A 25,427-nucleotide genomic window follows, 5' to 3' on the forward strand; every position below is an offset into this window, starting at 1 on the left:
TGGGCCTTGTCTGCGCACGGCCCGTTTCGTGCACTTTGCGATCAAAATTCAGGTTTGGCCAGACATGGTTATAGTCAATAGAGATATGTGCCGATCGTTGTGTTGACCTCAAACACGATCTGATTGCCCAAATTCGCCAACAGCGCCCGTTGGCCCGTATCCATCACGTCATTTTCGGTCGCTGTGGTCAGGGCTGCCGACAGATCGCGCCACGCACGCACGATGCGGTCCAATTGACGCGCGGCGCGGCGGTTGGGCGGGGCGATAATGTCCGCAGCCTCCGAGCCGTCTTGCAAAAGACCGATGGTGCGATCCATTTCCGCGATCGTGTCCATCAGGGTCGATCGATAATGCGCCTCGTCAATGTTCAGCGTGACAAAGCATATTTCCTTGGACGCGCGGGATGCCAGTGTTGCCAGCCGCTGCACGGCATGGACCGCGTGCGGCAACCCGTCGGGCAGACCCGCGCCGTGCGCGTCAATGACATGCGCGGTGACCGCATCCGCCTCCTGTTCGGCCAATATACCGAACTGCATCAATTGCCGCATGGCGACCGAATGCAGATCACCTGCGGCGATCTGACGGCTGGCAGGCCCCAACACCTGCCAGGTCTCACCAACCTGCGCATATTGATCGCGCAGTGCCCCGATTTCCTCCGCTGGAATCCCGAGCGTATCGTCGCCCACCGCAAGACCTGTGAGTGTATTTTCAAACTGCCGGATCGCTGATTTCGCCTTTTCCGCGTAGTGTTCGGGTTGCATCCCCGCCATCACGAAACACAAATCGCGACTGATCAACTGCGTCAGCGTGGCCTGCCGCGCCGCCAGCTTGATCCGCGTTTTGTTCTCCGCCGCCGGTCCTTGCGCCAATGCCACGGAAAGAGGTGCCGCCAACCACAATATGGCGACGCAAAGCAGCACGGAGAGGGCACGAGACAACATGGTCATTGCCAGATCAGTTAGCGGCAAAACGTTATCATCGTGCAAACATCCGACAGATTGCAGACCTGTCGAACCACAAAATCACAGGCACGTCACAGCCGATTAAATTACCGTTTTCATTATATATTTCACCTCACCCAAACACGTTACCACATCGCAGAGAGTATTTTTGAGGGGCGCACCTCAAGAATCTCTTGACTTGAGGTGCGCCCCTCATTTTTACTGATCACACGGGCGACAATGATTCAAAACGCCCATCTAGGGAGGATTTCATGAAACGACTTAACGCCGCCGCCATCGGCGCGGCCCTGACCTGTTCCGTGAGCGTGCCAACGCTCGCATCCGCCGAAGACCTCACCCTGTGCTGGGCCGCTTGGGATCCCGCAAATGCGCTGGTTGAACTCAGCAAGGAGTTCGAGGCGCAATCCGGCCACAGCATGAATTTCGAGTTCATCCCATGGCCCAACTTCGCCGACCGGATGCTGAACGAATTGAACTCGGGCGGCAAACTCTGCGACCTGCTGATCGGCGACAGCCAGTGGATCGGCGGCGGCGCGGAAAACGGCCACTACGTCAAATTGAACGACTTCTTTGACGCCGAAGGCATCAGCATGGACGACTTCGCGCCCGCGACCGTCTACGCCTATTCCACATGGCCCAAGGGCACACCCAACTACTATGCACTGCCCGCGATGGGCGACGCCAACGGCTGGTTCTACCGCGCCGACTGGTTCGCTGATCCAGAAATTCAGGCGGCGTTCAAAGAGGCCACAGGCCGCGATCTGGGCGAGCCGCAGAGCCAGAAGGAGCTGCTCGAAATCGCGCAGTTCTTCCAGGGTCGCGAGATCGATGGCAAGACCGTCTACGGCGCGTCCATCTTTACCGAGCGTGGCTCCGAAGGGATCACGATGGGCGTGACATCCGCGCTTTACCCGTGGGGCTTCAAATACGAAAACACCCCCGGCTCCTACGACATGGAAGGCGCCGTGAACTCGCCCGAAGCGGTCGAAGCGCTGGAGTTCTACAAGACGTTCTACGAAACGGCGACGCCGCCGGGCTACACGAACTCGTATATGGGCGAGTCGCTCGACGCGTTCAAATCCGGTCAGGTCGCCATGGCGATGAACTGGTTCGCGTTTTTCCCCGGCCTTTACGCCGATCCGAACACCGGCGGGGACAAGATCGACTTCTTCGTGAACCCACCACAGAACCAGGCGGGCTCGACCCTTGGCGGTCAGGGCATCAGCGTTGTCGCCTATAGCGACAAGCAGGACGCGGCGCTGGAATACATCAAGTGGTTCTCGAACCCCGAGGTGCAGGCCAAATGGTGGGAACTCGGTGGCTATTCGGCCCACAACTCGGTGCTGAACGACCCCGGCTTCAAGGACAGCGCCCCGTTCGCCGGTGACTTCCTCGAAGCGATGGGCGCGGTGCAGGACTTCTGGCAGGAACCGGCTTACGCCGAACTGCTGCTGGCCATGCAAAAGCGCGTCCACGACTACGTGGTCGCCGATCAGGGCACAGCCCAAGAAGCGCTCGACAAGCTGATCGAAGACTGGACCGAAGTCTTTGAGGACGAAGGCAAGCTCTAAGCGCGCGCCCTCCAAAGGGTGGGCAGATTGCCCACCCTACCCCTTTCTTGCACAACGACACCGCGTAGGGTGGGCAATCTGCCCACCCCCTTAGACAGGCGTGCCCACATGACCGACCCCATCGCCACCCGCGCCGCCAAGGCCACGCCGCCCCGCGTCGCCCGCCAGATCAAGGGCCTGAGCGACCGCGCCATCGCCTGGATCTTCGTCGCCCCCACGATCTTTCTGCTGCTGGCGATCAACATATTCCCGCTGATCTGGACGATCCAGCTCAGCTTCACCAACTACAAAGCCAACCGCCTCAACCGCGAACCTGAATTCATTGGCCTGCGCAACTATGAACGTATCCTCACCGACAGCGACATCTGGCTGAACATGCAGGCCACCGCGCATTTCCTGATCTGGACCATCGCGCTTCAGGTGCTGATCGGCTTTGCCCTCGCCTGGCTCATCCACCGCAATTTCAAAGGGTCGAACTTCTGGACCACGGTCATCGTGCTGCCGATGATGCTGTCCCCTGCGGTCGTCGGCAATTTCTGGAAGTTCCTCTACCAGCCGCAAATCGGCCTCTTCAACTACATCGTCACCTTCTTCACCCGGGCAGAGCCATCCAGCTTCGAAATGCTCGGCTCCGTGCAACTTGCCCCCTGGTCCATCGTCATCGTGGACACCTGGATGTGGACGCCCTTCGTGATGCTCATCTGCCTGGCCGGCCTGCGCTCGATCCCCGACTACATCTACGAGGCCGCCGAGATCGACCGCGCCTCCAAACTCCGCCAGTTCTTCACCATCACCATCCCCATGGTGCTGCCATTCCTCATGCTCGCCGTCCTCTTCCGCGGCATCGAGAACTTCAAGATGTTCGACCTCGTCGTCCAGCTCACCGGCGGCGGCCCCGGCTCCACCACCGAACTCACCTCGATCAACCTCAAACGCGAGGCGTTTGAGAAATGGCGCACTGGCTACGCCTCCGCCTACGCCATCATCCTCTTCGTCACGGTGTTTGGCCTGGCCAGCATCTACGTCAAAGCCCTCAACAAGGTGAAGGAGCGGTAATGATACAGTCCTCACAAACCTTGGCGATCCGGTCGACCTCAAGCGCACCGCGGCGCGACTGCGCCATGGTCGCCATTTCGCGCCATTGGTCCGAGCGACAATGGCGACACCTCCCCCCCGGAAGGGCATACTCGAGCGTAACAAGCCGAGCAAATCCAAGGCTTAATGTTCTCCGTTCGCAAACAGAACCAATGACGGTTGCCCTCCCGAGGTCGGGCACGGCGCAGGCGCGCCTGTCCAACCGTCTTGCACAAAGGCCAACCAAATGAGCGCCCATTCCATCACCGAACCCTCCGGCCGCTCCAAATGGCTCGCGGGCACGCTGGTCATCACCTATGCGCTGATCACCATGATCCCGCTCGCATGGATCATGCTCACCGGGTTCAAATCGCCCAGCGACGCCATCAGCTATCCGCCCAAGATCGTGTTCGAACCCACGCTCGAAGGCTACGTGAACCTGTTCACCACCCGCACCCGCCAGACGGACGAATTCCTCGCGGCCAACCCACCCGAAAACTGGGCGGACGAGATCGTGCGCCAATACGACATGGTCATCGTCGGCCCCTCGAAATTCGGCGAACGGTTCCTGAACTCGGTCATCATCGGCTTCGGTTCGACCTTCCTGAGCATCTTCCTCGGCACCCTCGCGGCTTATGCCTTCTCGAGGTTCAAGATCCCGCTCGCCGATGATCTCCTCTTCTTCATCCTCAGTACAAGGATGATGCCCCCGATCGCCGTCGCCATCCCCATCTTCCTGATGTACCGCAACCTCGGGCTATCGGACACGCATCTCGGCATGATCCTGCTCTATACGGCCGTGAACATCTCCCTCGCCGTCTGGCTGCTCAAAGGGTTCATCGACGAAATCCCCCGCGAGTATGAAGAGGCTGCGCTGATCGACGGCTACACCCGGTTCCAGGCGTTCTACAAAGTCGTCCTGCCCCAGGCTGCCACCGGCATCGCCTCCACCGCGATCTTCTGCCTGATCTTTGCCTGGAACGAATACGCCTTCGCGGTGCTGCTCACCTCTGCCACGGCGCAGACGGCACCGCCCTTCATCCCGACCATCATCGGCGTGGGCGGCCTCGACTGGCCCGCGGTCGCAGCAGGCGCCACGATCTTCCTTCTGCCGGTTATGATCTTCACCATCCTGCTGCGCAAACACCTGCTCAGAGGCATCACATTCGGAGCCGTACGGAAATGACCCACACCCTATGCCTCCCCACTACATCTTGGTGCACCAAGGCCGTGCACAGGGTGTGCACAGCCTGTGTACGGGTTGTGCCCCCCACATCTGAGGTGCCGTCATGATGTCCTTTTTCACCGGCCTCATGCGCCTGCACCGCGGCCCATGGGAAGCGCTCGCCACGGTCATCATCGCCCTCGGGGTGGTGATGCTGATGCAACCCTTCGTGATGTGGGCCTACACCTATTCCTTCATCACAACCCTCATCGGCACCGTGATGTTCATCGTCGTCAGCCACTTCCGGGAAGGGGACTGAGCATGCTGGAACAAGCCTGCCCCATCCTGCCCTCACGCGATTTCGCCGCGACAGGTGCCTTCTATCAAAGCTGGGGATTTACGACCTGGTATGACGACGGCAACTACCTCCTGATGAACCGTGACAAGGTGGAACTGCACTTCTTCCACCACCCGACACACACGCCCGAAACCTGTGACCACGGCGCCTATATCCGGCCACAAAACGTCGATGCGGTGTCGACCCTGCTGGCCGGGCTGAACCTGCCGCACGACGCAGGCTTTCCCCGCTTCCAAGCGGCAGAAGACAAACCCTGGGGCATGCGCGAGGCAACGCTCTGGGACCCCGACGGCAACCTCCTGCGGATCGGAGAGAGTATCCCAAATGGCTGAGATCGTTATCAAAAACGTCCGCAAGGAATTCGGGGACTTCGTCGCCGTGCGCGAAAGCTCCTTTACCATCGAAGACGGCGAATTCTTCATGCTGCTCGGCCCATCGGGCTGCGGCAAGACCACGACGCTGCGCATGATCGCGGGGCTCGAACTGCCCACATCGGGCGAAATCTACCTCGACGGTGAAGAGATCGGGCAGCGTCCGCCGTCTCAGCGCGACATCGCTTTCGTGTTCCAGATGTTCGCGCTCTACCCGCACATGAACGTCTACAAGAACCTACGCTATCCGCTGGTCAGCCAGGGCATGCCGCGCGCGCAGGTGCGTGCGAAAATCGACGAGGTCGCCACCATCCTCGGCATCAAGGATATCCTGAAAAAACCCGTCGGCGGGCTGTCGGGCGGCGACCGGCAACGGGTGGCGCTCGGTCGGGCCATCGTTCGTGAACCCAAGGCGTTCATGATGGACGAACCGCTTGGCGCTCTGGATGCCGAATTCCGCGAACACATGGCCGAAGAACTGCGCGCGCTGCACGACCGGATGGGGGCCACCACCGTCTATGTGACGCACGACCAGCTCGAAGCGATGCAGATGGGCGACAAGATCGTCGTGATGAACAACGCGGTTGTCGAACAATTCGGCACCCCGCAAGAGATTTACGACAAGCCCGCGACCATGTTCGTCGCCAACTTCATCGGCTCCCCGTCGATGAACTTCCTGAATTTTCAGGGAAATGTGGCGGCTGGGGCATCATCCGTGGCGCTTGGTGAGGCGCAGATGGGTATGCCCGCCCTACGCGATGGGGCCAGCGGAGAGCTGGTGTTTGGGGTGCGCCCCGAACACATCATCTTGAACGATACGGGTGCGTATCGCGGCAAGGTCACGGCCACCGAATATCTCGGCACAACGCAGATCGTGACCCTCGACACCCCCAACGGTGACCTCAAGGCGCGCATCGCCTCGGACCAGCCCGCGCAGGTGGGCGAGACGGTCGGCATGGACTTCAACCCCGACACCGTCACCCTGTTTGACCGGGGCACAGGGCACGCCCTGCGCTCGGCCCTGAACGAAGGAGTGCTCGCCCATGGCTGAGGTCGTTTTATCAGGCGTTTCCAAAGCCTTCCGCAAGACCGAAGCCATCATCGACATGGACCTGACGGTCCCCGATGGCGCATTCGTGGTCCTGCTTGGCCCCACTGGTGCGGGCAAGACCACGACCCTGCGCCTGATCGCGGGGCTGGAAAAGGCCGACGCCGGCACCATCCAGATCGCGGGCCGTGACGTCAGCGTCGAGACCCCGGCCCAGCGTGACGTGGCCATGGTGTTCCAGCAATATTCGCTCTACCCGCACATGTCCGTGCGCGACAATCTCGCCTTCCCGCTGCGCTCGCCGATCCTCAAAACCCCCGAGGATGAGATCGCCGAAAAGGTCGCAAAAGTGGCCGAAGTCCTGCACATCCCGCACAAGCTCGACAACAAGGCGACAGAGCTGTCGGGCGGTGAGATGCAGCGCGTTTCCATCGGGCGCGCCCTCGTGCGCGATCCGGCAATTTACCTGATGGATGAACCGCTTAGCTCGCTGGATGCCAAGCTGCGCGCCGACCTGCGCGTGGAGTTGAAACGCATCCATGCCGAACTCAACGCCACCCTGCTCTACGTCACCCACGACCAGATCGAGGCGATGACAATGGCCACCCATGTGGGCGTTCTGGACGAGGGGCGGCTGGTGCAGTTCGGCACCCCGCGCGAGATCTACGAAAACCCCACCTCGGCCTATGTCGCCGCCCGTCTGGGCCAGCCGCGGATCAACCTGCTGCCAACCGGCCTATTTGATGAGGACGCACCGCAGGGCGCCACCCAGATCGGCCTGCGCCCCGAACATATCGCACTGGATGGCGGTGCGCCCGCGCAGGTCACACGGGTGGAACGGCTGGGCGATCAGACCCGGCTCCACCTCAAGTTCAAGGACCACGACGTGATCACCCTCACCGATCCGCACACCCCGCTCAACACCGGCGAAACGATCCACATCGCCCCCCGCAACCCGCTGTTTTTCAACGCAAACGGCGCGCGCGTCGCCTGAACGAAAGGACCCGGAGCCATGGCACAATTCGTGAATGCAAAGGATGATCTGGTCAAAGAGGCCATCGACGGCGTGCTGGCGGCATCCGGCGGCGCGCTCGCGCGGCTCGACGGGTATCCGCATATCAAGGTCGTCTACCGTGCCGACTGGGACCGGTCCAAGGTGGCGCTGATCTCGGGCGGCGGATCGGGGCACGAACCTGCGCATGCGGGGTTCGTGGGCGCGGGTATGTTGACCGCCGCCGTCTGTGGCGAGGTCTTTGCCTCCCCGTCCGTCGAGGCGGTACTGGCCGGTATTCTGGCCGTCACGGGCGAGGCCGGGTGCCTGCTGATCGTCAAGAACTACACCGGGGACCGGCTGAACTTTGGCCTTGCTGCCGAACGGGCCCGCGCCCTTGGCCGCCGCGTCGAAATGGTGGTTGTGGATGATGACATCGCCCTGCCCCATCTGCCGCAACCACGCGGGGTTGCTGGCACGCTCTTTGTGCACAAGATCGCCGGTGCACTGGCCGAAGGTGGCGCTTCCCTGAACGATGTGGCCGCGGCGGCGCGGCGGGTGATTGGCAACGTCGCCTCCATCGGCAAAAGCCTCGACACCTGCACCGTTCCCGGCTCGCCCAAGGAAGAACGCATTCCGGCAGGCAAGGCCGAACTCGGCCTCGGCATACATGGTGAGCCGGGCGTAGAGCAGGTGGATTTCCAAGGGGCCGCAGACGCCATGGCGCTGGTGCTCGACAAGCTCAAGGCGCATCTTGGCACCGGCGATTGCGTGGCCCTGTTGAACAATCTCGGTTCGACCACACCACTGGAAATGTCGGTACTGACCCACGCACTCGCGGATGCGGGCGTGGCCAGTCATATCATCGGCCCGGCCCCGATGATGACGTCCCTCGACATGCACGGGTTTTCCGTGTCCGTCCTGCCGGTGGACGCGGCGGATCTCAACGCACTTGCGGCGCCGGTGCCGATGCCCGCGTGGCCCGGGTTGCAGGCGCTGACCCCTGCAACCGTGACGCCCCTGCCCGACGGGCTGACCCCCATCGCACCGATCCCCTCGTCCAACGACCGCACACGGGCAACGGTGTGCCATGTGGCGGACCTGCTGATCGCGGCAGAGGATGCGCTGAACGCCCTTGACGCCAAATCCGGTGATGGCGACACCGGCAGCACGCTGGCCACAGCCGCCCGCGCGCTCAAGCAAAACGTGGACGACATGCCCCTTGCCGACCTGACCCAGCTGTTTCCCGCCCTGGGCAACGCGCTCAGCCAAACGATGGGCGGGTCATCGGGCGTGATCCTCGCGATCTACTTCAACGCCGCTGGGGATGCCTGCGCCAGCGGGGCGAGTGTGGAACACGCGCTCCGGGTTGGGCTGCAACGGGTCAGTGATGTCGGTGGCGCGCAGGTGGGAGATCGGACAATGATCGACGCGCTCGCACCGGCACTGGACGCCTTGCCGCAGGGTCTCTCCGCCGCTGCCGCGGCGGCCCGGACGGGTGCGGATGCCACCGCCACGATCCACACGGCAAAGGCCGGGCGCGCGGCCTATGTGCCGTCCGAAAACCTCAAGGGACACAACGATCCCGGCGCCGAAGCCGTCGCCCTTCTGTTTGAAGGCCTTGCGGGCCACATGGAGGGCTGACCACACGTGCCCGAAGGCGATCTCACTCCCACGCAAAAGCCGACGATCAATGATCTGGCCCGCGTCGCAGGCGTTTCGCTCGCGACGGTGGACCGGGTGTTGAACGGACGGCCCGGTGTGCGCCGCGTGACGATCGACAAGGTGAACCGCGCCATCGCGGAACTGGGCTATGTGCGCGACACGGCGGCGGCAAACCTGGCGCGGCGGCGGGTGTACCGGTTGCTGTTCATCCTGCCCGCAGCCGAGAACGAATTCGTGGATGCGCTGGCCGCGCAGGTGAATATTCAGGGCGCACAGTTTTCCCATCACCGCACCACGCTCGCCGCGCGGCACGTGCCACCCTTTGACCCGCAGGCGATCGTGGACATGCTCGACGAGCTCTCGGCCACAGAGACGGACGGCGTTGCGGTGTTCGGCCCGGAAACACCGGCGGTGCGCGATGCGGTCAAACGGGCACGCGCGCGCGGCATTGTGGTGGTGTCCCTTGTGGCGGACCTGCCCAGCTCGGACAGGGATCATTTTGTCGGCATCGACAACTATGCCGCCGGTCGGACGGCAGCCCGCCTCATGGGAAATTTCATCGACGCGCCTGGTCCGGTGCTTGTCCTGACGGGATCGCGGCTGGCCCGTGACCATCTGGAACGGCGGGCCGGGTTTGACGCGGTGATGCGCGAGGATTTTCCCACGCTTGATGTTCTGCCCTCGGTGGAGGGGCGCGATGATCCGGAGCTGATTGAGGCGATCCTGCCTGACATCATCCGGTCCGTCCCCGATCTGCGGGGCATTTATTCCTCGGCTGCGGGGAATGCGGGGCTTGTGCGGTTCCTGCAAACCCATGACCTGCCCGATGCACTTGTGGTCATCGCGCACGAGTTGACGCCCGTGTCCCGCAACGCGCTGCAGTCGGGGTTGTTTGACGCGGTCATTTCGCAGAATGCCGGGCACCTCGTCCGCTCTGCCGTGCGGCTGATGAAGGCCACGGCCGACCGCGCACCCTTTGACGAGACGCAGGAACGCATTCGCATCGACATCTATTTGCAAGACAACATGCCGCCGGAATGATGGCGGCCACGGGAGGATCACAGACATGAAGACCATCAAGGGCCCCGCGCTGTTCCTGGCGCAGTTTGCAGGCGACGACGCGCCGTTCAACAGCTGGGACGCTATCACCAAATGGGCCGCGGATTGCGGGTACAAGGGCGTGCAGGTGCCCAGCTGGGACGGGCGTCTGTTCGACCTTGCCACAGCCGCGACCAGCAAGGATTACTGTGATGATTTCAAAGGGCAGGCCGCGTCCAATGGCGTCGAAGTGACGGAACTATCGACACACCTGCAAGGGCAACTGGTCGCGGTCCATCCCGCCTATGACGACGCCTTTGACGGGTTTGCGGCTCCGCAAGTCCGCGGCAACCCCAAGGCGCGGCAGGCATGGGCCGTGGAGCAGGTCATGATGGCGCTGTCGGCCTCGAAGAACATGGGGATCGGCGCGCATGCAACATTCTCGGGTGCGCTGGCCTGGCCGTACATCTATCCATGGCCGCAGCGGCCTGCGGGCCTGGTGGAAACCGCCTTTGACGAGCTGGCCAAGCGGTGGTTGCCGATCCTGAACCACGCAGAAGAGTGCGGGGTTGATGTCTGTTATGAGATCCACCCCGGCGAGGACCTGCATGACGGGATCACCTATGAGATGTTCCTCGAGCGCACGGGCAATCACGACCGGGCCTGCATGCTTTATGACCCCAGCCACTACGTGCTCCAGTGTCTCGATTACCTCGACAATATAGATATCTACCGCGACCGGATCCGCATGTTCCATGTCAAGGATGCGGAGTTCAACCCAACGGGGCGGCAGGGTGTGTATTCCGGGTATCAATCCTGGGTCGACCGTGCCGGCCGGTTCCGGTCGCTGGGCGATGGGCAGGTGGATTTTGCCGCCGTGTTTTCCAAGATGGCGGCCAATGATTTCGACGGCTGGGCGGTGGTGGAGTGGGAATGCTGCCTCAAACACCCCGAGGACGGAGCGCGCGAGGGCGCGCAATTCGTCAAGGACCACATCATCCGCGTGACAGAACGCGCGTTTGACGATTTTGCCGATGGCGGGACGGACGAGGCCGCAAACCGCAAGATGCTCGGGATTGACGGGTAGGCCCTTTGGCACACCGGCCCTGCGGGGCGAGTTTATTTTGCGAGATGAAGACGGATCCGGGCGCGCCCCGGCAAGAAGGAGAACACGATGGGTCGGATCAAGCTTGGCATGGTGGGGGGCGGCAATGACGCCTTTATCGGGGCGGTGCACCGTATCGCGGCGCGGATCGATGATCGGTACGAGTTGGTGGCAGGCGCGTTGAGCGCAACCCCGGAAAAGGCGCAGGCCAGTGGTGCCGCCCTCGGGCTGCCGCGGGTCTATGATGATTTCAAGGCGATGGCGATCCGCGAGGCGCGGCTCAAGGACGGGATCGAGGCGGTCAGCATCGTGACGCCCAACCACGTGCATTTTGCCGCCGCGCGTGAGTTCCTGAAACGGGGTATCCACGTGATCTGCGACAAGCCGCTGACCTCGACCCTCGCGGATGCAAAAAAGATGGTGAAGGAAGCGGAAAAGTCGGACGCCCTGTTCATCCTCACGCACAATTACACCGGCTACCCGATGGTGCGACAGGCCCGCGAGATGGTTGCCGCGGGCGAGATTGGCGCCGTGCGTGTGGTGCAGGTGGAGTATCCGCAGGACTGGCTGACGGTTGAGCAGGATTTCAAGCAAGCCGAATGGCGTACCGATCCTGCCCGTTCCGGGGTCGGAGGATCCACGGGCGATATCGGCACGCACGCATTCAACCTGGCCTGTTTTGTCACGGGGCTGGAGGTCGAGACCCTGGCCGCGGACTTGCAGGCCTTTGTGCCGGGGCGCGCGGTGGACGACAACGCCCACGTGATGCTGCGCTTTGCCGGTGGCGCGCGGGGGATGCTGTGGTCGAGCCAGGTGGCGCCCGGCAATGAAAACGCGCTGCGCATCCGGGTCTATGGCGAGAGCGGCGGTCTGGAATGGGCGCAGGAAGACCCGAATTATCTGTGGCACACCCCCTTTGGTGAACCCAAAAGGCTGATCACGCGCGGGGGTGCGGGAGCAGGAGACGTCGCAGGCCGGGTGAGCCGGACGCCGCCGGGACATCCGGAGGGGTATCTCGAAGGGTTCGCCAATATCTACACCGAGGCGGCAGAGGCGATCATCGCCGCGCGCACCGGTGCGGCGGTGCCCGATCATGTGGTCTACCCCACCGTGCAGGACGGTCTGAAGGGTGTGCAATTCGTGTCGGCCTGCGTAAAATCCTCGCAGCGTGATGCGGCCTGGGTCAAGTTGGACCACTGAGCATGTATCTTGGACTGGATCTGGGCACCTCCGGTGTCAAGGCGCTGCTGATCGGGGAAGAGCAGCAGATTGTGGGCAGTGCGACAGCGCCGCTTGAGGTGATGCGCCCGCATCCCGGCTGGTCGGAGCAGGATCCCGACAGCTGGATCACCGCGGCGCAGGCTGCGTTGCGGCAGCTGGCGGGTGCGCACGACCTGAGCGCGGTGCGCGGCATCGGATTGTCGGGGCACATGCATGGGGCAACGCTGCTGGATGCAGCGGATCGGGTGTTGCGACCGTGCATCCTTTGGAACGACACACGCAGCGCGGTGGAAGCGGCCACGCTTGACGCCAATCCGATCTTTCGGGCGCAAACGGGCAATATCGTGTTCCCCGGCTTTACCGCGCCAAAACTGGCGTGGGTCAAGGCGCATGAACCCGACATTTTTGCGAAAACGGCCCGCGTGCTCTTGCCCAAGGATTACCTGCGGCTCTGGCTGACCGGTGAGCCGGTGTCGGAAATGTCGGATGCGGCGGGCACAAGCTGGCTGGATGTGGGTGCGCGCGACTGGTCTGACGACCTGTTGGCCGCCACCGATCTGGGCCGCGAACACATGCCCCGACTGGTGGAAGGGGCGCAAGCCTCGGGCCAGTTGCGCGACGGCGTGGCCACGCCGTTTGGTATGCGTGCGGGCATACCGGTCGCAGGCGGGGCGGGCGACAATGCCGCGTCAGCCGTGGGTGTCGGTGTGGCGCGACCGGGCGAAGGTTTCGTGTCGCTCGGAACCTCAGGCGTGCTTTTTGCAGCAGCAGAAGGGTATGCGCCCGACCCGGACACGGCCCTGCACACCTTCTGCCATGCGCTGCCGGGACAGTGGCACCAGATGGGTGTGATCCTGGCCGCGACGGATGCGCTTGCCTGGTACGGGCGTCTGGTTGGCGCAGACCCTGCGACCCTGACCGGTGAGCTGGGCACGCCAGAGGGGCCGGGACGCACGCTTTTCCTGCCTTACTTGGGTGGAGAGCGCACACCGCATAACGACGCGAAAGTACGCGGATCCTTTGTCGGATTGGCGCATGAAACTGACCGGGCCGCTGGAACGCGCGCCGTTCTGGAGGCCGTGGCCTATGCGTTTCGGGACAGCCTTGATGCGATGACCGCGACCGGCACCACACTCAACAGCCTGATCGCAGTGGGCGGCGGCGCGGCCTCGGGCTACTGGTTGCAAACCATTGCGACGGTTCTCGGACTGCCGGTATCTGTCCCCGCGCAAGGCGACTTTGGCGCGGCGTTCGGGGCGGCACGGCTCGGCCTCATGGCCGCAGGCGATGGCGGGCCGGAAATCGCGACACCGCCTGCCATCGCACAGACATACGACCCTGACACAACCCTCGGCGCCGCATTCGACGAGGCCCATGCGCGCTACAGCGCGACCTATCAAGCACTCAAGGACATCTCATGACCGACTTCTTCCAAGGCATCGACCCCGTCACATTCGAGGGCCCGGCCAGCACATCCGATCTTGCCTTCCGTCACTACGACCCCAACGAATTGGTCATGGGCAAGCGGATGGAAGACCACCTGCGCTTTGGCGTGGCGTGGTGGCACAGTTTTGCCTGGCCCGGCGGCGATCCCTTTGGCGGGCAAACGTTTGACCGGCCGTGGTTCGGTGACACAATGGACCTTGCACGGCTCAAGGCGGACGCGGCCTTTGACCTCTTTGCCATTCTGGGCCAGCCCTTCTTTTGCTTTCACGACTATGATGTGCGCCCCGAGGGCAAGAGTTTTGCCGAAAGCACCCGGAATTTCGAAGAGATCGTCGATTACATCGGGACCAAGATGGCAGATGGCGGCCCCCGCCTGCTCTGGGGCACCGCGAACCTCTTTACCGAACGGCGGTTCATGTCGGGTGCCGCGACAAACCCCGACCCGGATGTGTTTGCCTATGCCGGTGCGACGGTCAAATCCTGTATGGACGCGACGCAGAAACTGGGGGGCGAAAACTATGTCCTGTGGGGTGGCCGTGAAGGGTACGAGACGCTCCTGAACACCGACCTCAAGCGCGAGCGCGACAATGCGGGGCGCTTCCTGCAAATGGTGGTGGAGTATAAGCACAAGATCGGGTTCAAGGGCGCGATCCTCGTTGAGCCCAAGCCGCAGGAACCCTCAAAACACCAATACGATTACGACGTCGCCACGGTCTACGGCTTCCTCAAGGAATTCGGGCTGGAAGGCGAGGTGCAGATGAACCTTGAACAAGGGCACGCAATCCTTGCCGGACATTCGTTCGAACACGAACTGGCCATGGCCGCATCGCTAGGCATCTTTGGCTCCATCGACATGAACCGCAACGATTACCAATCCGGTTGGGACACCGATCAATTCCCGAACAACGTGCCCGAAGTGGCGCTAGCCTATTACGAGGTGCTGCGCGCCGGTGGGTTCACGACCGGCGGCACGAATTTCGACGCCAAACTGCGCCGCCAATCGCTCGACCCGGTGGACCTTGTGGCTGCCCATGTCGGTGCGATGGACGTCTGCGCGCGGGGCCTCAAGGCCGCCGCCGCGATGCTGGAGGACGGCGCGCTCGCGGCGGCGCGGGCAGAGCGCTATGCAGGATGGGACAGCGTGGCGGCCAAGGACATGCTGGCCGGCGGTCTTGAGGGCTGTTTTGACCGGGCGATGCAGGACGGCTTTGACCCCGCCCCGCGGTCAGGCCGGCAAGAGCGGCTTGAGAACATCGTCAACCGCTACGTCTGATCGGGATCATCCGGCATGAGCCTGCTCACCATATTGATGAGCAGGCCCGTGCTGATCCCAAAGGTCAAAAGCCCGGTGATGGATGCGAAACTGGCAAAGACCCGCAGCTCGGGGCCCAGGATCAAATCGCCATATCCAAGGGTCGTGTAGGTCGCGGTGGCGAAATAAAAGCTCTCGGGAAAATCGGCGAATGCGCCGATCCAGAGCAACACAAATGCCCACGCCCAGATCTGCAACGTGTGGCCAAGAACAACGACAAAAACCCCGAAAGACAACATGGCGGCGTTGCGGATGATGACGCGACGCGCCCGCAATGCCGCGCCCAGCACGTTGGCATAGGGTACTGCGCCCGCCACAACCACCACATGCAACAACGCACATGCCGTCAGCAGGCACGTTCCCCAGGCGACTTGCGCAAAAAGTGTCATGGCATCCCCTTGGACAATTGACGCGTGTGCAGTCTTCCGGACACATTGGCCGCATCTTAACGGCAAAGGCGGATTCATGAACACGTTCTCTCGCAGTTTGATCGCAGCGCTTGGCGCCTTTGCCTCGGCCCTTCCCGTCATGGCCCAGGATATTGTCCGCCCCGCCAAAGTGTTTACCGTCACTGAAACCGACAGCGTCATCCGCCGCACCTACCCGGCCATCGTGTTGCCATCGCAAGAGGTCGAGTTGTCCTTTCGGGTCAGCGGCAGGGTTATCGAACTGCCGATCCGTGGTTCCATGGAGGTCGCGCAAGGCGATGTAATCGCCAAGCTGGACCCCCGCGATTTCGAACGGCAAATCGCGCAGTTGGAGAGCCAGCGGGACCAAGCCGCGGCACAGTTGGACGCCCTGCGCACGGGCTCCCGCCCCGAAGAGATCGTGGCGCTCGAGGCCTCTGTCGCCTCGGCGCAGGCACAGGTGGATCAGGCCCGTGATCAGGCTGAGCGCACACGGCAACTGGTTCAGCGCGGCGTGGCCGCAGCCGCACAACAGGAACGGGATGACGCCTCCCTGCGCGTGGCAGAAGCGGCTCTGCAAACAGCGATTGAACAGCTCACCATCGGGCAGGCCGGTGCACGCGCCGAAGACATCGCCGCATCAGAGGCCGCCTTGCGCGGGCTTGAGGCGCAATTGCAGGTCGCACAGGACAATCTCGCCGACGCAACACTGACCGCGCCATTCGACGGCATCATTGCGCGCCGCGACATCGAGAATTTCGTGAACATTCAGGCCGGTCAGAATGTGGCGTTGTTGCAATCGCTTGCGGTGCTGCATCTGGCTTTTGACATCCCCGGCACGGATGTGACCACCCTCACCGTCAACGGTGTTGGCCAGATCAGCAATCAGGTGACGTTCGACGCCGTTCCCGGCGCCGTATTCGATGCCGAAGTCGTGGAATTCTCCGTTCAGGCGGACAGCGCGACCCAGACCTTTCGAGGGCGGGTCAGTGTGGCACAGCCCGAAAACAGCGTGATCCTGCCCGGTATGGTGGCCAGCGTCATTTCATCGACCGCAGGTCCCGCGCCGGAAATGCGCATCCCCCTCACCGCGGTTGTCAGCGCCCCCGATGGCAGCCCCTTTGTCTGGATTGTGGGCGCAGACAATGCCGTCAGCGCACGGCCCATTACACTTGGGGCTGCGCGGGGCGACAGTATCGCGGTCAGCGATGGGCTTGCCACGGGCGACGTGATCGTCTCTGCCGGGGTGAACCAGATCATCGAGGGCATGACCATCCGCCCGATCGACCGGATCGGGGGCTGACACATGGATTTGGCCCGGTTTGCCATCGAAAAGCGCCTGATTTCGGCGCTCTGCACCCTGTTAATCCTCGTGTCCGGCTACTTTGCCTACACGGCCCTGCCCCGCTTTGAAGACCCCGAATTCATCATTCGGCAGGCGCAGATCATCACCCCATACCCCGGCGCATCCGCCGAAGAAGTGGCGGAAGAGGTCACCGAAGTCATTGAAAACGCGCTCCAGCAGTTGCAAGGCGTGGACGAGGTGCGGTCCGTCTCGTCGCAAGGCCTATCCAATGTGACCGTTGAATTCACGATCCAGAGCACACCGGACTACCCCGCGCTCTACCAGCGCTTTTCGCAGATGCGCTCCAAGATACAGGATTCGCAGTCGCAGCTGCCGCCCAATGCGCTCACCCCGCAAGTGTTCGACGATTTCGGCGACGTCTACGCGCTCTATTTCGCGATCGTGGGCGATGACTATTCCATCTCGGAACTCTACGAATATGCCAAGGACCTGCAGCGCGATCTTGTGACCGTTGACGGCGTGTCCAAGGTGGTCCTGAACGGGGTGCAGGACGAGGTGATCTATGTCGAATACGCGCCCGCACGTCTCATCGAGCTCGGCCTTGCACCGGATCAGATTGCGCAAATCCTCGAAGGCCAGAACCTCGTGGCGCCCGCAGGCAGCATCGTATCGGGTCAAAACCGGCTCGAGGTGCGTCCGCAGTCGGCGGTGTCTTCGACCCAGGCGATTTCCGATCTGGTGATTGTGAACCCGTCGAACGGCGCGTCCTTCCGACTGGGTGACATTGCCACCGTGACACGTGGATACGAAGACCCCGCAACCGAACTGCTCTACCGGGATGGTCGGGCGGCGATTGGCATTGGCATCTCCAACCGGCTGGGTGGCAACGTCGTGAACATGGGCGAGGCGGTCAAGGCGCGCATGGATGCGCTGATTGATCAGCGGCCCATCGGCATCGACATCCTGCCCATCTCGGACCAATCGACCACGGTCGATGAATCGGTGAACAACTTTGTCCTCAACGTGGTTGTCGCGCTGGCCATCGTGGTTGGGACGCTTCTGATCTTCATGGGGCTGCGGTCCGGGTTGTTGATGGGGGGCATCCTGCTGGTCACCGTCGCGGGCACTCTCTTTGGCATGTACCTCTATGGTCTCGACATGCAGCGCATCTCGCTTGGTGCGCTCATCATCGCGTTGGGCATGCTGGTCGACAACGCCATCGTGGTCGTCGAAGGCACGCTTGTGCGCGTCGAAAATGGCGAAGATGCGGGCGAGGCCGCCATTTCCGTGGTGAACCAGACCAAGTGGCCCCTGCTGGGCGGCACCATCGTGGGTTTTCTGGCCTTTTCCCCCATCGGATTTTCACCAGACAACACCGGCGAGTATGCAGGCAGTCTGTTCTGGACCATCCTGATTTCACTGTTGTTCTCGTGGCTCGTCGCAATCTGGCTCACGCCGTACTACTGCACACTCCTGCTCAAGAAGGGGAAAAAGGAGAAATCGGGCGAGGGCCCGCTTTTGCGCCTCTATCGCTCCGTTCTGCAAAAGGCGATCCGCTTGCGCTATCTGACCATCGGCGCAGCGGTGGCGCTGTTTGCCTCTGCCATGGCCATCGGCGATCAAATCCCGTCGGGCTTCTTTCCCGCCTCGACACGTGCGCAGTTCGTGATTGACTATTACCTCCCACAAGGCACGGATATTGCACAGACTCAGGCCGACATCCTCGAAATCGACGCCCATGTGCGCACGCTGCCCGGTGTGACCGGCACCAACACAATGGTGGGCAACGGCCATCTGCGCTTTATGCTGATCTACGAAAGCGAAAACGGCAATTCCGCCTACGGGCAAATCCTCGTGGACGTCGAGAATTTTCATCAGATCGAAGGCTTGCGCACGGATGTACAGGCCTGGATCAACGACAGCTTTCCATCCTCGAACGCCAAGGTCTGGAAATTCGTGCTCGGCCCCGGTGGCGGCTCGAAAATCGAAGCGCGGTTCACCGGTCCGGACGCCACCGTGCTGCGGGATCTGTCCAATCAGGCCAAGGCCATCCTCCAGACAGCAGGCGCCGTTGCCGTCAAGGACAACTGGCGCGAACAGGAACCGGTGATCCGCCCGGTGATCAATACGGAAAACGCCCGCCGCCTCGGCCTGACCCAGGGCGAGATTTCAAACGCCTTGAACACCCACCTTTCGGGCGCCCGTCTCGGCGTTTACCGCGAGCGGGACGAATTGCGGAACATCGTGATGCGCCCCTATGCCGCCAACCGGGAAGACATCGGTCAGTTGCATGACGTACAGGTCTTTAGCCAGGTTCTGGGCGGTTACGTTCCCATCGGGCAGGCCGTGGACCGGTTCGAAGTGGTGTTCGAGGCCGGCAATTTGCGACGTGTCGACCGCGCGCTGGCCATCACCGCACAGGGCGACAACGCCCCCGGCGTGCTGTCCGGAACCCTGTTCGAAGAGGTGCGCGGACCGATTGAAGAGATCCCCCTGCCCCCCGGATACACACTCGAATGGAAGGGCGAATTCGGCAACAGCGCAGAGGCAAACGAAGGCTTGGCCGCGACGATGCCCCTGGGCTTTGGCGCGATGATCCTCGTGGTGATCTTCCTGTTCAACGCGGTGCGCCAACCGCTGATCATCTGGCTCACCGTACCGCTGGCGATGATCGGCGTGATCTGGGGTCTGGTCAGCACACAGACGCCGCTGGAATTCATGGCGATCCTCGGCGTCCTGTCGCTGACCGGACTGCTGATCAAGGCGGTGATTGTCCTGCTGGATGAAACCGACAGCCAGATCGCAGGTGGCAAACCCCGCATGGCCGCGGTGCAGGATGCTGCCGTCAGCCGCGTGCGGCCAGTCCTGCTGGGTGTGCTGACCACCGTGCTGGGCGTGGTGCCGCTTCTGTGGGATCCGTTCTTTGCATCCCTGGCGGTGGTGATCATCTGCGGCCTCAGCTTTGCCGCGCTGCTCACGCTTTTTGTGGTGCCTGCCCTCTATGCCGTGTTCTTTGGCGTCAAGGCCTCCGAGGTCTAGCGGTCAAATGCCCCGCGTCGGCGCAGGCGCGCGCGGCGCGAGCACCACGACCAACGCGGCCACCGTGATCAGGACACTGCCAAGGATACCAAGTGGGCCGGGAACCTGCGCAAAGATCAACCAGTCTATCAGCACGGCCCACAAAAGCCCGGTGTAATCCAGCGGTGCCACCGCCGACGCAGGTGCCCGCGCAAGGCTTTCGGCAAACAGGACGAGGTTCAGTGCCCCAAACACCCCGGCCCCCAGCAAGACCCAGAACACATAACCCGTGGGCCAGACCCAATTGCCCCACAAAATGCTGACCCCGGTGACAGCCGTCACAATCACGGTGAACGACAGCGCAATGGACACCGCACTTTCCGTGGCGGTCATGGCACGGACGTTCACCTGAATAACGGCGATCACCACCGCCGCGCCAATTCCGGCCAACGCGCCCCAAAACGCCTGCACCCCCGCCTCGAAAGAAAGACCGAGGATCAACAAAACACCGGCAAATCCGAACCCCAGCCCGACGATCTGCCGAAACCTCGGTCGCTCACCCAACCGCACCATGGCCATCGGCAGAACAAGAAGCGGTGCCAGGTAACCAAGCGTCTGCGCCTGCGTGATCGGAAGCCGGGCGAATGCGATATACGACAGGGCCATCCCCACACACGCCAACGCACCGCGCACCAGATGCGGCCGCCAACTGCGTGGCAACAGATCCCTGTGCGGCTTGAAGATCAGCCCATAGGCAAGGATCAGGACCCCGGAAATCAGCGCACGAAACGCCATGATCTGACCCAGCGGCACCAGATCCGCGGCCGCATGCACGCACGCCGCCAACCCCACGGTCGCCGCAGCCCCGCCAATGCGGAACAGTTTGCCGATGTATTCCTGATCCATAAACGCACGCTGCCCGGAAACACCGCGCAGCACCATGGTCAAATGCACCAAAGCCCAGACCGGTCACAGGCACCGCGAGACATTTGAAATTGTCCCGTCGCCGGGGTCGGCGGGCGGGCGCCTTTGCGCAGCAAACAGAGCCGCCCGACGACGCCCTAACGCGCCAGTGCCGCCGCGTCGCGGGCCAGCGCTTCAATGCCGGACCAATCACCAGCCTCAACTTTGTCCTTGGGCGCCACCCAACTGCCGCCGGCGCAAACCACATTGGACAGGCTCAGGTACTGCGCCGCATTCGACGGGCTGACCCCGCCTGTCGGACAGAACGATATCTGCGGCAATGGCGCACCAATCGCCTTCAATGCGGGCGCACCACCGGATGCCTCTGCCGGAAAAAATTTCAACATGTCATAGCCACGCTCGAAAAGCGCCATGGCTTCCGATGCCGTCGCAGCACCCGGCAGCAAGGGCAGGCCCTCGGCTTCACAGGCTGCGATCAACGCATCTGTCGCACCGGGCGACACGCCGAATTGCGCCCCTGCCTCCTTGGCTGCGGCCACGTCTTCCGGCGTCACCAATGTACCTGCACCAACGACGCCACCCGGCACCGCCGCCATGGCCGCAATCACCTCAAGCGCTGCGGGCGTGCGCAACGTCACCTCCAGCGCAGGCAATCCACCCGCGACCAGCGCTTCGGCCAAAGGCGCGGCATGCGCGACATCCTCGACCACCAGGACCGGCACAATCGGTGCCAATTCACAGATTTCCCGGGCGCGCACCGACGCCGCTTTTGCAGTGATCATCTAAAAATCTCCAAAGACCGTGGCGCCCGTATTGGCGGACCCCACCGTGTTGCGGAACGCATGAAACATATCCCGTCCGACGCCCCACTGATTATCCGACAAATCCGCGGTGGCAAGGGGACGATCCAACGCACCCGTCGTCAACACCTCGAGCGCGCCCGTGTCACCATCCACGCGCACGATATCTCCGTCAGCAATCCGTCCAATCGGTCCACCATCGAGCGCTTCGGGGCACACATGGATTGCCGCGGGCACTTTGCCCGATGCACCGGACATGCGCCCGTCCGTGACCAAGGCGACTTTTTGCCCCCGTCCCTGCAAGATGCCAAGCATGGGTGTCAAGCTGTGCAACTCCGGCATCCCGTTTGCCTTCGGACCCTGGAACCGCACGACGATCACCACATCGCCTTCTGCAAAAGCGCCCGCCTTGAACGCAGCCTTCACCGCGTCCTGATCATGAAAAACACGCGCAGGTGCTTCGACGCACCGATGTTCGGGCGCCACAGCGGATACTTTCATGACCGCGGTGCCGAGATTGCCGGCCAACCGGCTCAAACCACCCGTTGGCTGGAACGGATCAGAGGCCGGGCGCACGATCTTGTCGTTGAGGCTTTCGCCTGCGCCAGGGGTCCAGGTCAAAGCACCATCAATCAGCTTGGGCTCCTGCGTGTAATGCTCCAACCCCTCACCCGCGACCGTTTGCGTGTCGTCATGCAAGAGACCGGCGCCCAGCAACTCGCCAATCATATAGCCAAGGCCGCCAGCGGCATGAAAATGGTTCACGTCCGCCAGACCGTTGGGATATACCCGCGCCAGCAATGGCGTGACCTCGGACAGTTCGGCAAAATCCTCCCAGTCGAGGATGACCCCACCCGCGCGCGCCATCGCAATCAAGTGGATCAACAGGTTCGTAGACCCGCCCGTCGCGTTTAGCCCGACAATCCCGTTCACATATGCTTTTTCATCAAGCACATTCGCCACGGGCGTATAGTGGTTGCCAAGCGCACTGAGGCTCAGCGCGCGCTGCGCACCCTCGACCGTCAGGGCGTCGCGCAAGGGCGTGTTGGGGTTCACAAAGGACGATCCCGGCAAGTGCAGGCCCATGAACTCCATCAGCATCTGGTTGGTATTGGCCGTGCCATAGAACGTGCAGGTGCCCGGACCATGATAGGCCGCCATTTCCGACGCCAGAAGTTCTTCGCGCGTGGCCTCACCGGCGGCATACCGTTGGCGCACCTTTGCCTTTTCATCATTGGACAGGCCCGACGTCATGGGCCCCGCAGGCAGGAAAACGGCTGGCATATGGCCAAAGGACTGTGCCGCAATGATCAGGCCCGGGACGATCTTGTCGCACACCCCGAGATACACGGCCGCATCAAACGTGTTGTGGCTGAGAGCAACACCGGCAGCGAGCGCAATGACGTCCCGCGAAAACAGGCTCAGCTCCATGCCCGCTTCACCTTGGGTGACGCCGTCACACATGGCAGGCACGCCGCCTGCGACCTGCGCCGTACCGCCCGCGGCCCGCACGGCATCGCGGATCAGCGTGGGATACCGCTCAAACGGCTGATGTGCCGACAGCATGTCGTTATAGGCGGTGACAATGCCAAGGTTGCCTGCGGACACTTCGGCCAGCCGCGACTGGTCCTCGCCGGCAGCGGCAAAGGCATGCGCCTGCCCGGAACAGCTCAGGTGCGCCCGCGCGGGCCCCTGAGACTTGGCAGCGGCCATACGGTCCAGATAGCGACGGCGCGATGTCGCGCTGCGTTCGATGACACGGTCGGTCACCCGTTTTACTGTATCATTCAGCGGCATGGGATCTCCTTTGTCGCGCGAATGGATTTGCGCGGGCTATACCACGCACAACCTGGTAGCGCTAACAGGAAATCGTGTCATGGTGCCGCAGGAAAACGCCTGAGCCTGCTAGGCAAGGGCGCTGCCACAACATATAGTGTGCGCAACACGATACGCGGCAACACGCGACAAGGGGACAGGCATGGCGCACATCATTGTGGTGGGCAACGAAAAGGGCGGCGCGGGCAAATCGACCGTATCGATGCATGTGGCAACCGCAATTGCGCGCATGGGTCACAAGATCAGCGCGCTGGACCTTGACCTGCGCCAGCGGACCTTTGGCCGCTATGTCGAAAACCGGCAGGCGTTTGTGAAGTCCGCGGAACTCGACCTCGCCTGCCCGGACGTGCACGACCTGCCAGAGATTGACGCGGATGCACTGAAACCGGGCGAAAACATCTATGACCACCGGCTGTCGGCGGCTGTTGCGACGTTGGAACCGGACAACGACTTTATCCTCATCGACTGCCCCGGATCGCATACACGGCTGAGCCAGGTGGCGCATTCGCTGGCCGACACGTTGATCACACCCCTGAATGACAGCTTTGTCGATTTCGACCTGTTGGCCAAGACGGACGCGACCGGTGAGAAAATCCTTGGGCCGTCGGTCTATTCCGAGATGGTATGGAATGCGCGGCAGTTGCGGGCGCAGGCGGGGCTGAAACCCATCGACTGGATCGTCGTGCGCAACCGCGTCGGCGCACAGCGCATGGTCAACAAGGAAAAGATGGAGCGCGTTCTGGCCGCACTGGCCAAACGTATCGGGTTCCGCGTGGCGCCGGGCTTTTCCGAACGGGTGATCTTTCGCGAACTGTTTCCGCGCGGGCTGACCCTGCTTGATCTCAAGGACATCGGTGTCAAACAGCTGAACATCTCGAACGTGGCCGCCCGTCAGGAGCTGCGCGACCTGGTCAAGGCGCTGAACCTGCCCGGTGTTGAACTGAACTTCTAACCTACGGTTTCGACGAACCAATCCATCATCCGGTCGGCCCATCCCTTGGGTGCGCCGTGCCCACCCTTGTGCAGCATCAACTGGATTTCGCCCGCCGCACAGTCCGTCCAGTGCCGGAACCACAGGTCCCCTTCATAGCTGTTCTTTTCCGGCTGGCGCGCGTCGCAGCCATTGGTCGCGCGCAGGATCTTGAGCGCGGCCCATACGTCGCCTTGCACCACCGCGCCAAACGACCGCCCTTCGAGCGGGACGGTGCGGTCGTTCCAGCCATGGGTGTGAAACAGGCGCACCGGCGCCGCGCATTCGGTCGGCAGATCGTCCCAGAAGGCCCCCGCAAGAGGCGCGTACGCGTCCGCAAAGTCCGGCACCTGGCACGCCATGTCCCAGACCATTGACCCACCCCGCGAAAATCCTGCCAGCAGCACCATACCGTCCTCGACGCCCGTGCGCGCCCGGACATCTGCCATGACCTCGGCCAAAAAGGCCTTGTCATTCCGGTTGTGACTGTAGCCATTCGCGGCGACGGACCAGTCGCGCTGCCACCGGTTTTCGGGATGCCAGCCATTGGGCGCGACAAAGACAAACCCGCGCTCCAGCGCTGCTTTGGCCAGACCAGATGTCAACAAGCCGCGCCCGCGTCCGCCGCCGCCATGCAAATGCATCACGATGCCCTTGGGCGCGGCGGATGGCGTGGCATAGTGGTAGTCACCGCTCTGCGTCTCACACGGCGTTTCCGCATCGCCACAGGTTTGTGATTGCGCCTGCGCTGCGGTCGTCAGGCCAAGCGCAGCAATTCCAAGAGCGGCGAGGGACATAAACAGACGGCGCATAGCAATTTCTCCAATTGGGTTGGCCCA

The 25,427-nt window shown here is 62.5% G+C and carries 22 protein-coding genes; 16 read left to right on the forward strand and 6 right to left on the reverse strand.

Annotation, left to right across the window (positions count from 1 at the left end; genetic code table 11):
* Positions 1–74 precede the first annotated feature (74 nt).
* Positions 75–947, reverse strand: a complete 873-nt coding sequence (locus ACERHN_RS06700) for a type IV pili methyl-accepting chemotaxis transducer N-terminal domain-containing protein (RefSeq protein ID WP_415921870.1) — start codon at positions 945–947, stop codon at positions 75–77.
* A gap of 266 nt (positions 948–1,213) precedes the next feature.
* Here ACERHN_RS06700 and ACERHN_RS06705 point away from each other — a divergent pair, with 266 nt between their 5' ends.
* From ACERHN_RS06705 to xylA, 13 genes are all read left to right on the forward strand, one after another.
* Entirely contained in the window at positions 1,214–2,533 is a 1,320-nt protein-coding gene (locus ACERHN_RS06705; protein WP_415921871.1) for an ABC transporter substrate-binding protein, read from the forward strand.
* Between the two features lie 108 nt (positions 2,534–2,641).
* Positions 2,642–3,589, forward strand: a complete 948-nt coding sequence (locus tag ACERHN_RS06710) for a carbohydrate ABC transporter permease (RefSeq protein WP_415921872.1) — start codon at positions 2,642–2,644, stop codon at positions 3,587–3,589.
* Positions 3,590–3,854: 265 nt separating this feature from the next.
* Positions 3,855–4,793, forward strand: a complete 939-nt coding sequence (locus ACERHN_RS06715) for a carbohydrate ABC transporter permease (RefSeq protein WP_415921873.1) — start codon at positions 3,855–3,857, stop codon at positions 4,791–4,793.
* A 103-nt stretch (positions 4,794–4,896) separates the two neighbouring features.
* Positions 4,897–5,091, forward strand: a complete 195-nt coding sequence (locus tag ACERHN_RS06720; RefSeq protein ID WP_415921874.1) for a hypothetical protein — start codon at positions 4,897–4,899, stop codon at positions 5,089–5,091.
* 2 nt (positions 5,092–5,093) lie between these two features.
* The gene (locus tag ACERHN_RS06725) at positions 5,094–5,462 is read left to right on the forward strand and encodes a bleomycin resistance protein (RefSeq protein WP_415921875.1); all 369 of its coding nucleotides are present in this window, start codon (positions 5,094–5,096) and stop codon (positions 5,460–5,462) included.
* Complete coding sequence (locus ACERHN_RS06730; RefSeq protein WP_415921876.1) at positions 5,455–6,552, forward strand: ABC transporter ATP-binding protein; 1,098 nt, start codon at positions 5,455–5,457, stop codon at positions 6,550–6,552. The genes ACERHN_RS06725 and ACERHN_RS06730 overlap by 8 nt, the downstream gene beginning before the upstream one ends.
* Positions 6,545–7,543: an ABC transporter ATP-binding protein gene (locus tag ACERHN_RS06735; protein WP_415921877.1), complete on the forward strand. Its 999-nt coding sequence runs from the start codon at positions 6,545–6,547 to the stop codon at positions 7,541–7,543. The genes ACERHN_RS06730 and ACERHN_RS06735 overlap by 8 nt, the downstream gene beginning before the upstream one ends.
* 18 nt (positions 7,544–7,561) lie before the next feature.
* On the forward strand, positions 7,562–9,184 hold the full coding sequence (locus tag ACERHN_RS06740; RefSeq protein ID WP_415921878.1) for a dihydroxyacetone kinase subunit DhaK: 1,623 nt from the start codon (positions 7,562–7,564) through the stop codon (positions 9,182–9,184).
* Between the two features lie 6 nt (positions 9,185–9,190).
* The gene (locus tag ACERHN_RS06745) at positions 9,191–10,246 is read left to right on the forward strand and encodes a LacI family DNA-binding transcriptional regulator (protein ID WP_415921879.1); all 1,056 of its coding nucleotides are present in this window, start codon (positions 9,191–9,193) and stop codon (positions 10,244–10,246) included.
* A gap of 25 nt (positions 10,247–10,271) precedes the next feature.
* The gene (locus tag ACERHN_RS06750; RefSeq protein WP_415921880.1) at positions 10,272–11,330 is read left to right on the forward strand and encodes a sugar phosphate isomerase/epimerase family protein; all 1,059 of its coding nucleotides are present in this window, start codon (positions 10,272–10,274) and stop codon (positions 11,328–11,330) included.
* 87 nt (positions 11,331–11,417) lie between these two features.
* Positions 11,418–12,548 carry a Gfo/Idh/MocA family protein gene (locus ACERHN_RS06755; protein ID WP_415921881.1) on the forward strand — a complete coding sequence of 377 codons (1,131 nt, stop codon included), beginning with the start codon at positions 11,418–11,420 and terminating at the stop codon, positions 12,546–12,548.
* Between the two features lie 2 nt (positions 12,549–12,550).
* Positions 12,551–13,990 (forward strand): xylulokinase, encoded by a 1,440-nt coding sequence (gene xylB, locus ACERHN_RS06760; RefSeq protein WP_415921882.1) that lies wholly within the window; start codon positions 12,551–12,553, stop codon positions 13,988–13,990.
* Positions 13,987–15,288: a xylose isomerase gene (gene xylA / locus ACERHN_RS06765; RefSeq protein WP_415921883.1), complete on the forward strand. Its 1,302-nt coding sequence runs from the start codon at positions 13,987–13,989 to the stop codon at positions 15,286–15,288. Before xylB ends, xylA begins: the two co-directional genes overlap by 4 nt.
* Here the strand turns inward: xylA and ACERHN_RS06770 are convergent.
* A complete protein-coding gene (locus ACERHN_RS06770; protein ID WP_415921884.1) occupies positions 15,279–15,716 on the reverse strand; it encodes a potassium channel family protein in 438 nt (145 codons plus the stop codon). The genes xylA and ACERHN_RS06770 overlap by 10 nt on opposite strands.
* A gap of 76 nt (positions 15,717–15,792) precedes the next feature.
* Here ACERHN_RS06770 and ACERHN_RS06775 point away from each other — a divergent pair, with 76 nt between their 5' ends.
* Together ACERHN_RS06775 and ACERHN_RS06780 are read left to right on the forward strand one after the other, a co-directional pair.
* On the forward strand, positions 15,793–17,037 hold the full coding sequence (locus ACERHN_RS06775; protein ID WP_415921885.1) for an efflux RND transporter periplasmic adaptor subunit: 1,245 nt from the start codon (positions 15,793–15,795) through the stop codon (positions 17,035–17,037).
* A 3-nt stretch (positions 17,038–17,040) separates the two neighbouring features.
* A complete protein-coding gene (locus tag ACERHN_RS06780; RefSeq protein WP_415921886.1) occupies positions 17,041–20,079 on the forward strand; it encodes an efflux RND transporter permease subunit in 3,039 nt (1,012 codons plus the stop codon).
* A gap of 3 nt (positions 20,080–20,082) precedes the next feature.
* Here the strand turns inward: ACERHN_RS06780 and ACERHN_RS06785 are convergent, their stop codons facing one another.
* The 3 genes from ACERHN_RS06785 to edd all read right to left on the reverse strand — a co-directional run bounded on the left by ACERHN_RS06785 (position 20,083) and on the right by edd (position 23,579).
* Positions 20,083–21,012 carry a DMT family transporter gene (locus ACERHN_RS06785; RefSeq protein ID WP_415922699.1) on the reverse strand — a complete coding sequence of 310 codons (930 nt, stop codon included), beginning with the start codon at positions 21,010–21,012 and terminating at the stop codon, positions 20,083–20,085.
* A 107-nt stretch (positions 21,013–21,119) separates the two neighbouring features.
* Positions 21,120–21,764, reverse strand: coding sequence for a bifunctional 4-hydroxy-2-oxoglutarate aldolase/2-dehydro-3-deoxy-phosphogluconate aldolase (gene eda / locus ACERHN_RS06790; RefSeq protein ID WP_415921887.1), 645 nt, complete (start codon positions 21,762–21,764; stop codon positions 21,120–21,122).
* Positions 21,765–23,579, reverse strand: coding sequence for a phosphogluconate dehydratase (gene edd, locus ACERHN_RS06795; RefSeq protein ID WP_415921888.1), 1,815 nt, complete (start codon positions 23,577–23,579; stop codon positions 21,765–21,767).
* A 181-nt stretch (positions 23,580–23,760) separates the two neighbouring features.
* On the opposite strand from edd, the gene ACERHN_RS06800 reads away from it, so the two are divergent.
* Positions 23,761–24,570 carry a division plane positioning ATPase MipZ gene (locus ACERHN_RS06800; RefSeq protein WP_415921889.1) on the forward strand — a complete coding sequence of 270 codons (810 nt, stop codon included), beginning with the start codon at positions 23,761–23,763 and terminating at the stop codon, positions 24,568–24,570.
* Here ACERHN_RS06800 and ACERHN_RS06805 read toward each other — a convergent pair.
* The gene (locus tag ACERHN_RS06805; RefSeq protein ID WP_415921890.1) at positions 24,567–25,400 is read right to left on the reverse strand and encodes an alpha/beta hydrolase family esterase; all 834 of its coding nucleotides are present in this window, start codon (positions 25,398–25,400) and stop codon (positions 24,567–24,569) included. The two genes, ACERHN_RS06800 and ACERHN_RS06805, sit on opposite strands and share 4 nt — an antisense overlap.
* Between the last annotated feature and the right edge of the window lie 27 nt (positions 25,401–25,427).

The sequence above is a fragment of the Tateyamaria rhodophyticola genome (genome assembly GCF_047777875.1).
Lineage (GTDB): Bacteria > Pseudomonadota > Alphaproteobacteria > Rhodobacterales > Rhodobacteraceae > Tateyamaria.

What these genes read in the sequence shown, in the direction of transcription:
- ACERHN_RS06775 (WP_415921885.1), top strand. Translation starts at nt 15,793, where the DNA reads ATGAACACGTTCTCTCGCAGTTTGATCGCAGCGCTTGGCGCCTTTGCC.
- ACERHN_RS06710 (WP_415921872.1), top strand. Translation starts at nt 2,642, where the DNA reads ATGACCGACCCCATCGCCACCCGCGCCGCCAAGGCCACGCCGCCCCGC.
- ACERHN_RS06735 (WP_415921877.1), top strand. Translation starts at nt 6,545, where the DNA reads ATGGCTGAGGTCGTTTTATCAGGCGTTTCCAAAGCCTTCCGCAAGACC.
- ACERHN_RS06725 (WP_415921875.1), top strand. Translation starts at nt 5,094, where the DNA reads ATGCTGGAACAAGCCTGCCCCATCCTGCCCTCACGCGATTTCGCCGCG.
- ACERHN_RS06730 (WP_415921876.1), top strand. Translation starts at nt 5,455, where the DNA reads ATGGCTGAGATCGTTATCAAAAACGTCCGCAAGGAATTCGGGGACTTC.
- ACERHN_RS06755 (WP_415921881.1), top strand. Translation starts at nt 11,418, where the DNA reads ATGGGTCGGATCAAGCTTGGCATGGTGGGGGGCGGCAATGACGCCTTT.
- ACERHN_RS06750 (WP_415921880.1), top strand. Translation starts at nt 10,272, where the DNA reads ATGAAGACCATCAAGGGCCCCGCGCTGTTCCTGGCGCAGTTTGCAGGC.
- ACERHN_RS06780 (WP_415921886.1), top strand. Translation starts at nt 17,041, where the DNA reads ATGGATTTGGCCCGGTTTGCCATCGAAAAGCGCCTGATTTCGGCGCTC.
- ACERHN_RS06700 (WP_415921870.1), bottom strand. Translation starts at nt 947, where the DNA reads ATGACCATGTTGTCTCGTGCCCTCTCCGTGCTGCTTTGCGTCGCCATA.
- ACERHN_RS06770 (WP_415921884.1), bottom strand. Translation starts at nt 15,716, where the DNA reads ATGACACTTTTTGCGCAAGTCGCCTGGGGAACGTGCCTGCTGACGGCA.
- ACERHN_RS06705 (WP_415921871.1), top strand. Translation starts at nt 1,214, where the DNA reads ATGAAACGACTTAACGCCGCCGCCATCGGCGCGGCCCTGACCTGTTCC.
- xylB (WP_415921882.1), top strand. Translation starts at nt 12,551, where the DNA reads ATGTATCTTGGACTGGATCTGGGCACCTCCGGTGTCAAGGCGCTGCTG.
- eda (WP_415921887.1), bottom strand. Translation starts at nt 21,764, where the DNA reads ATGATCACTGCAAAAGCGGCGTCGGTGCGCGCCCGGGAAATCTGTGAA.
- ACERHN_RS06800 (WP_415921889.1), top strand. Translation starts at nt 23,761, where the DNA reads ATGGCGCACATCATTGTGGTGGGCAACGAAAAGGGCGGCGCGGGCAAA.
- edd (WP_415921888.1), bottom strand. Translation starts at nt 23,579, where the DNA reads ATGCCGCTGAATGATACAGTAAAACGGGTGACCGACCGTGTCATCGAA.
- ACERHN_RS06805 (WP_415921890.1), bottom strand. Translation starts at nt 25,400, where the DNA reads ATGCGCCGTCTGTTTATGTCCCTCGCCGCTCTTGGAATTGCTGCGCTT.
- ACERHN_RS06740 (WP_415921878.1), top strand. Translation starts at nt 7,562, where the DNA reads ATGGCACAATTCGTGAATGCAAAGGATGATCTGGTCAAAGAGGCCATC.
- ACERHN_RS06715 (WP_415921873.1), top strand. Translation starts at nt 3,855, where the DNA reads ATGAGCGCCCATTCCATCACCGAACCCTCCGGCCGCTCCAAATGGCTC.
- xylA (WP_415921883.1), top strand. Translation starts at nt 13,987, where the DNA reads ATGACCGACTTCTTCCAAGGCATCGACCCCGTCACATTCGAGGGCCCG.
- ACERHN_RS06720 (WP_415921874.1), top strand. Translation starts at nt 4,897, where the DNA reads ATGATGTCCTTTTTCACCGGCCTCATGCGCCTGCACCGCGGCCCATGG.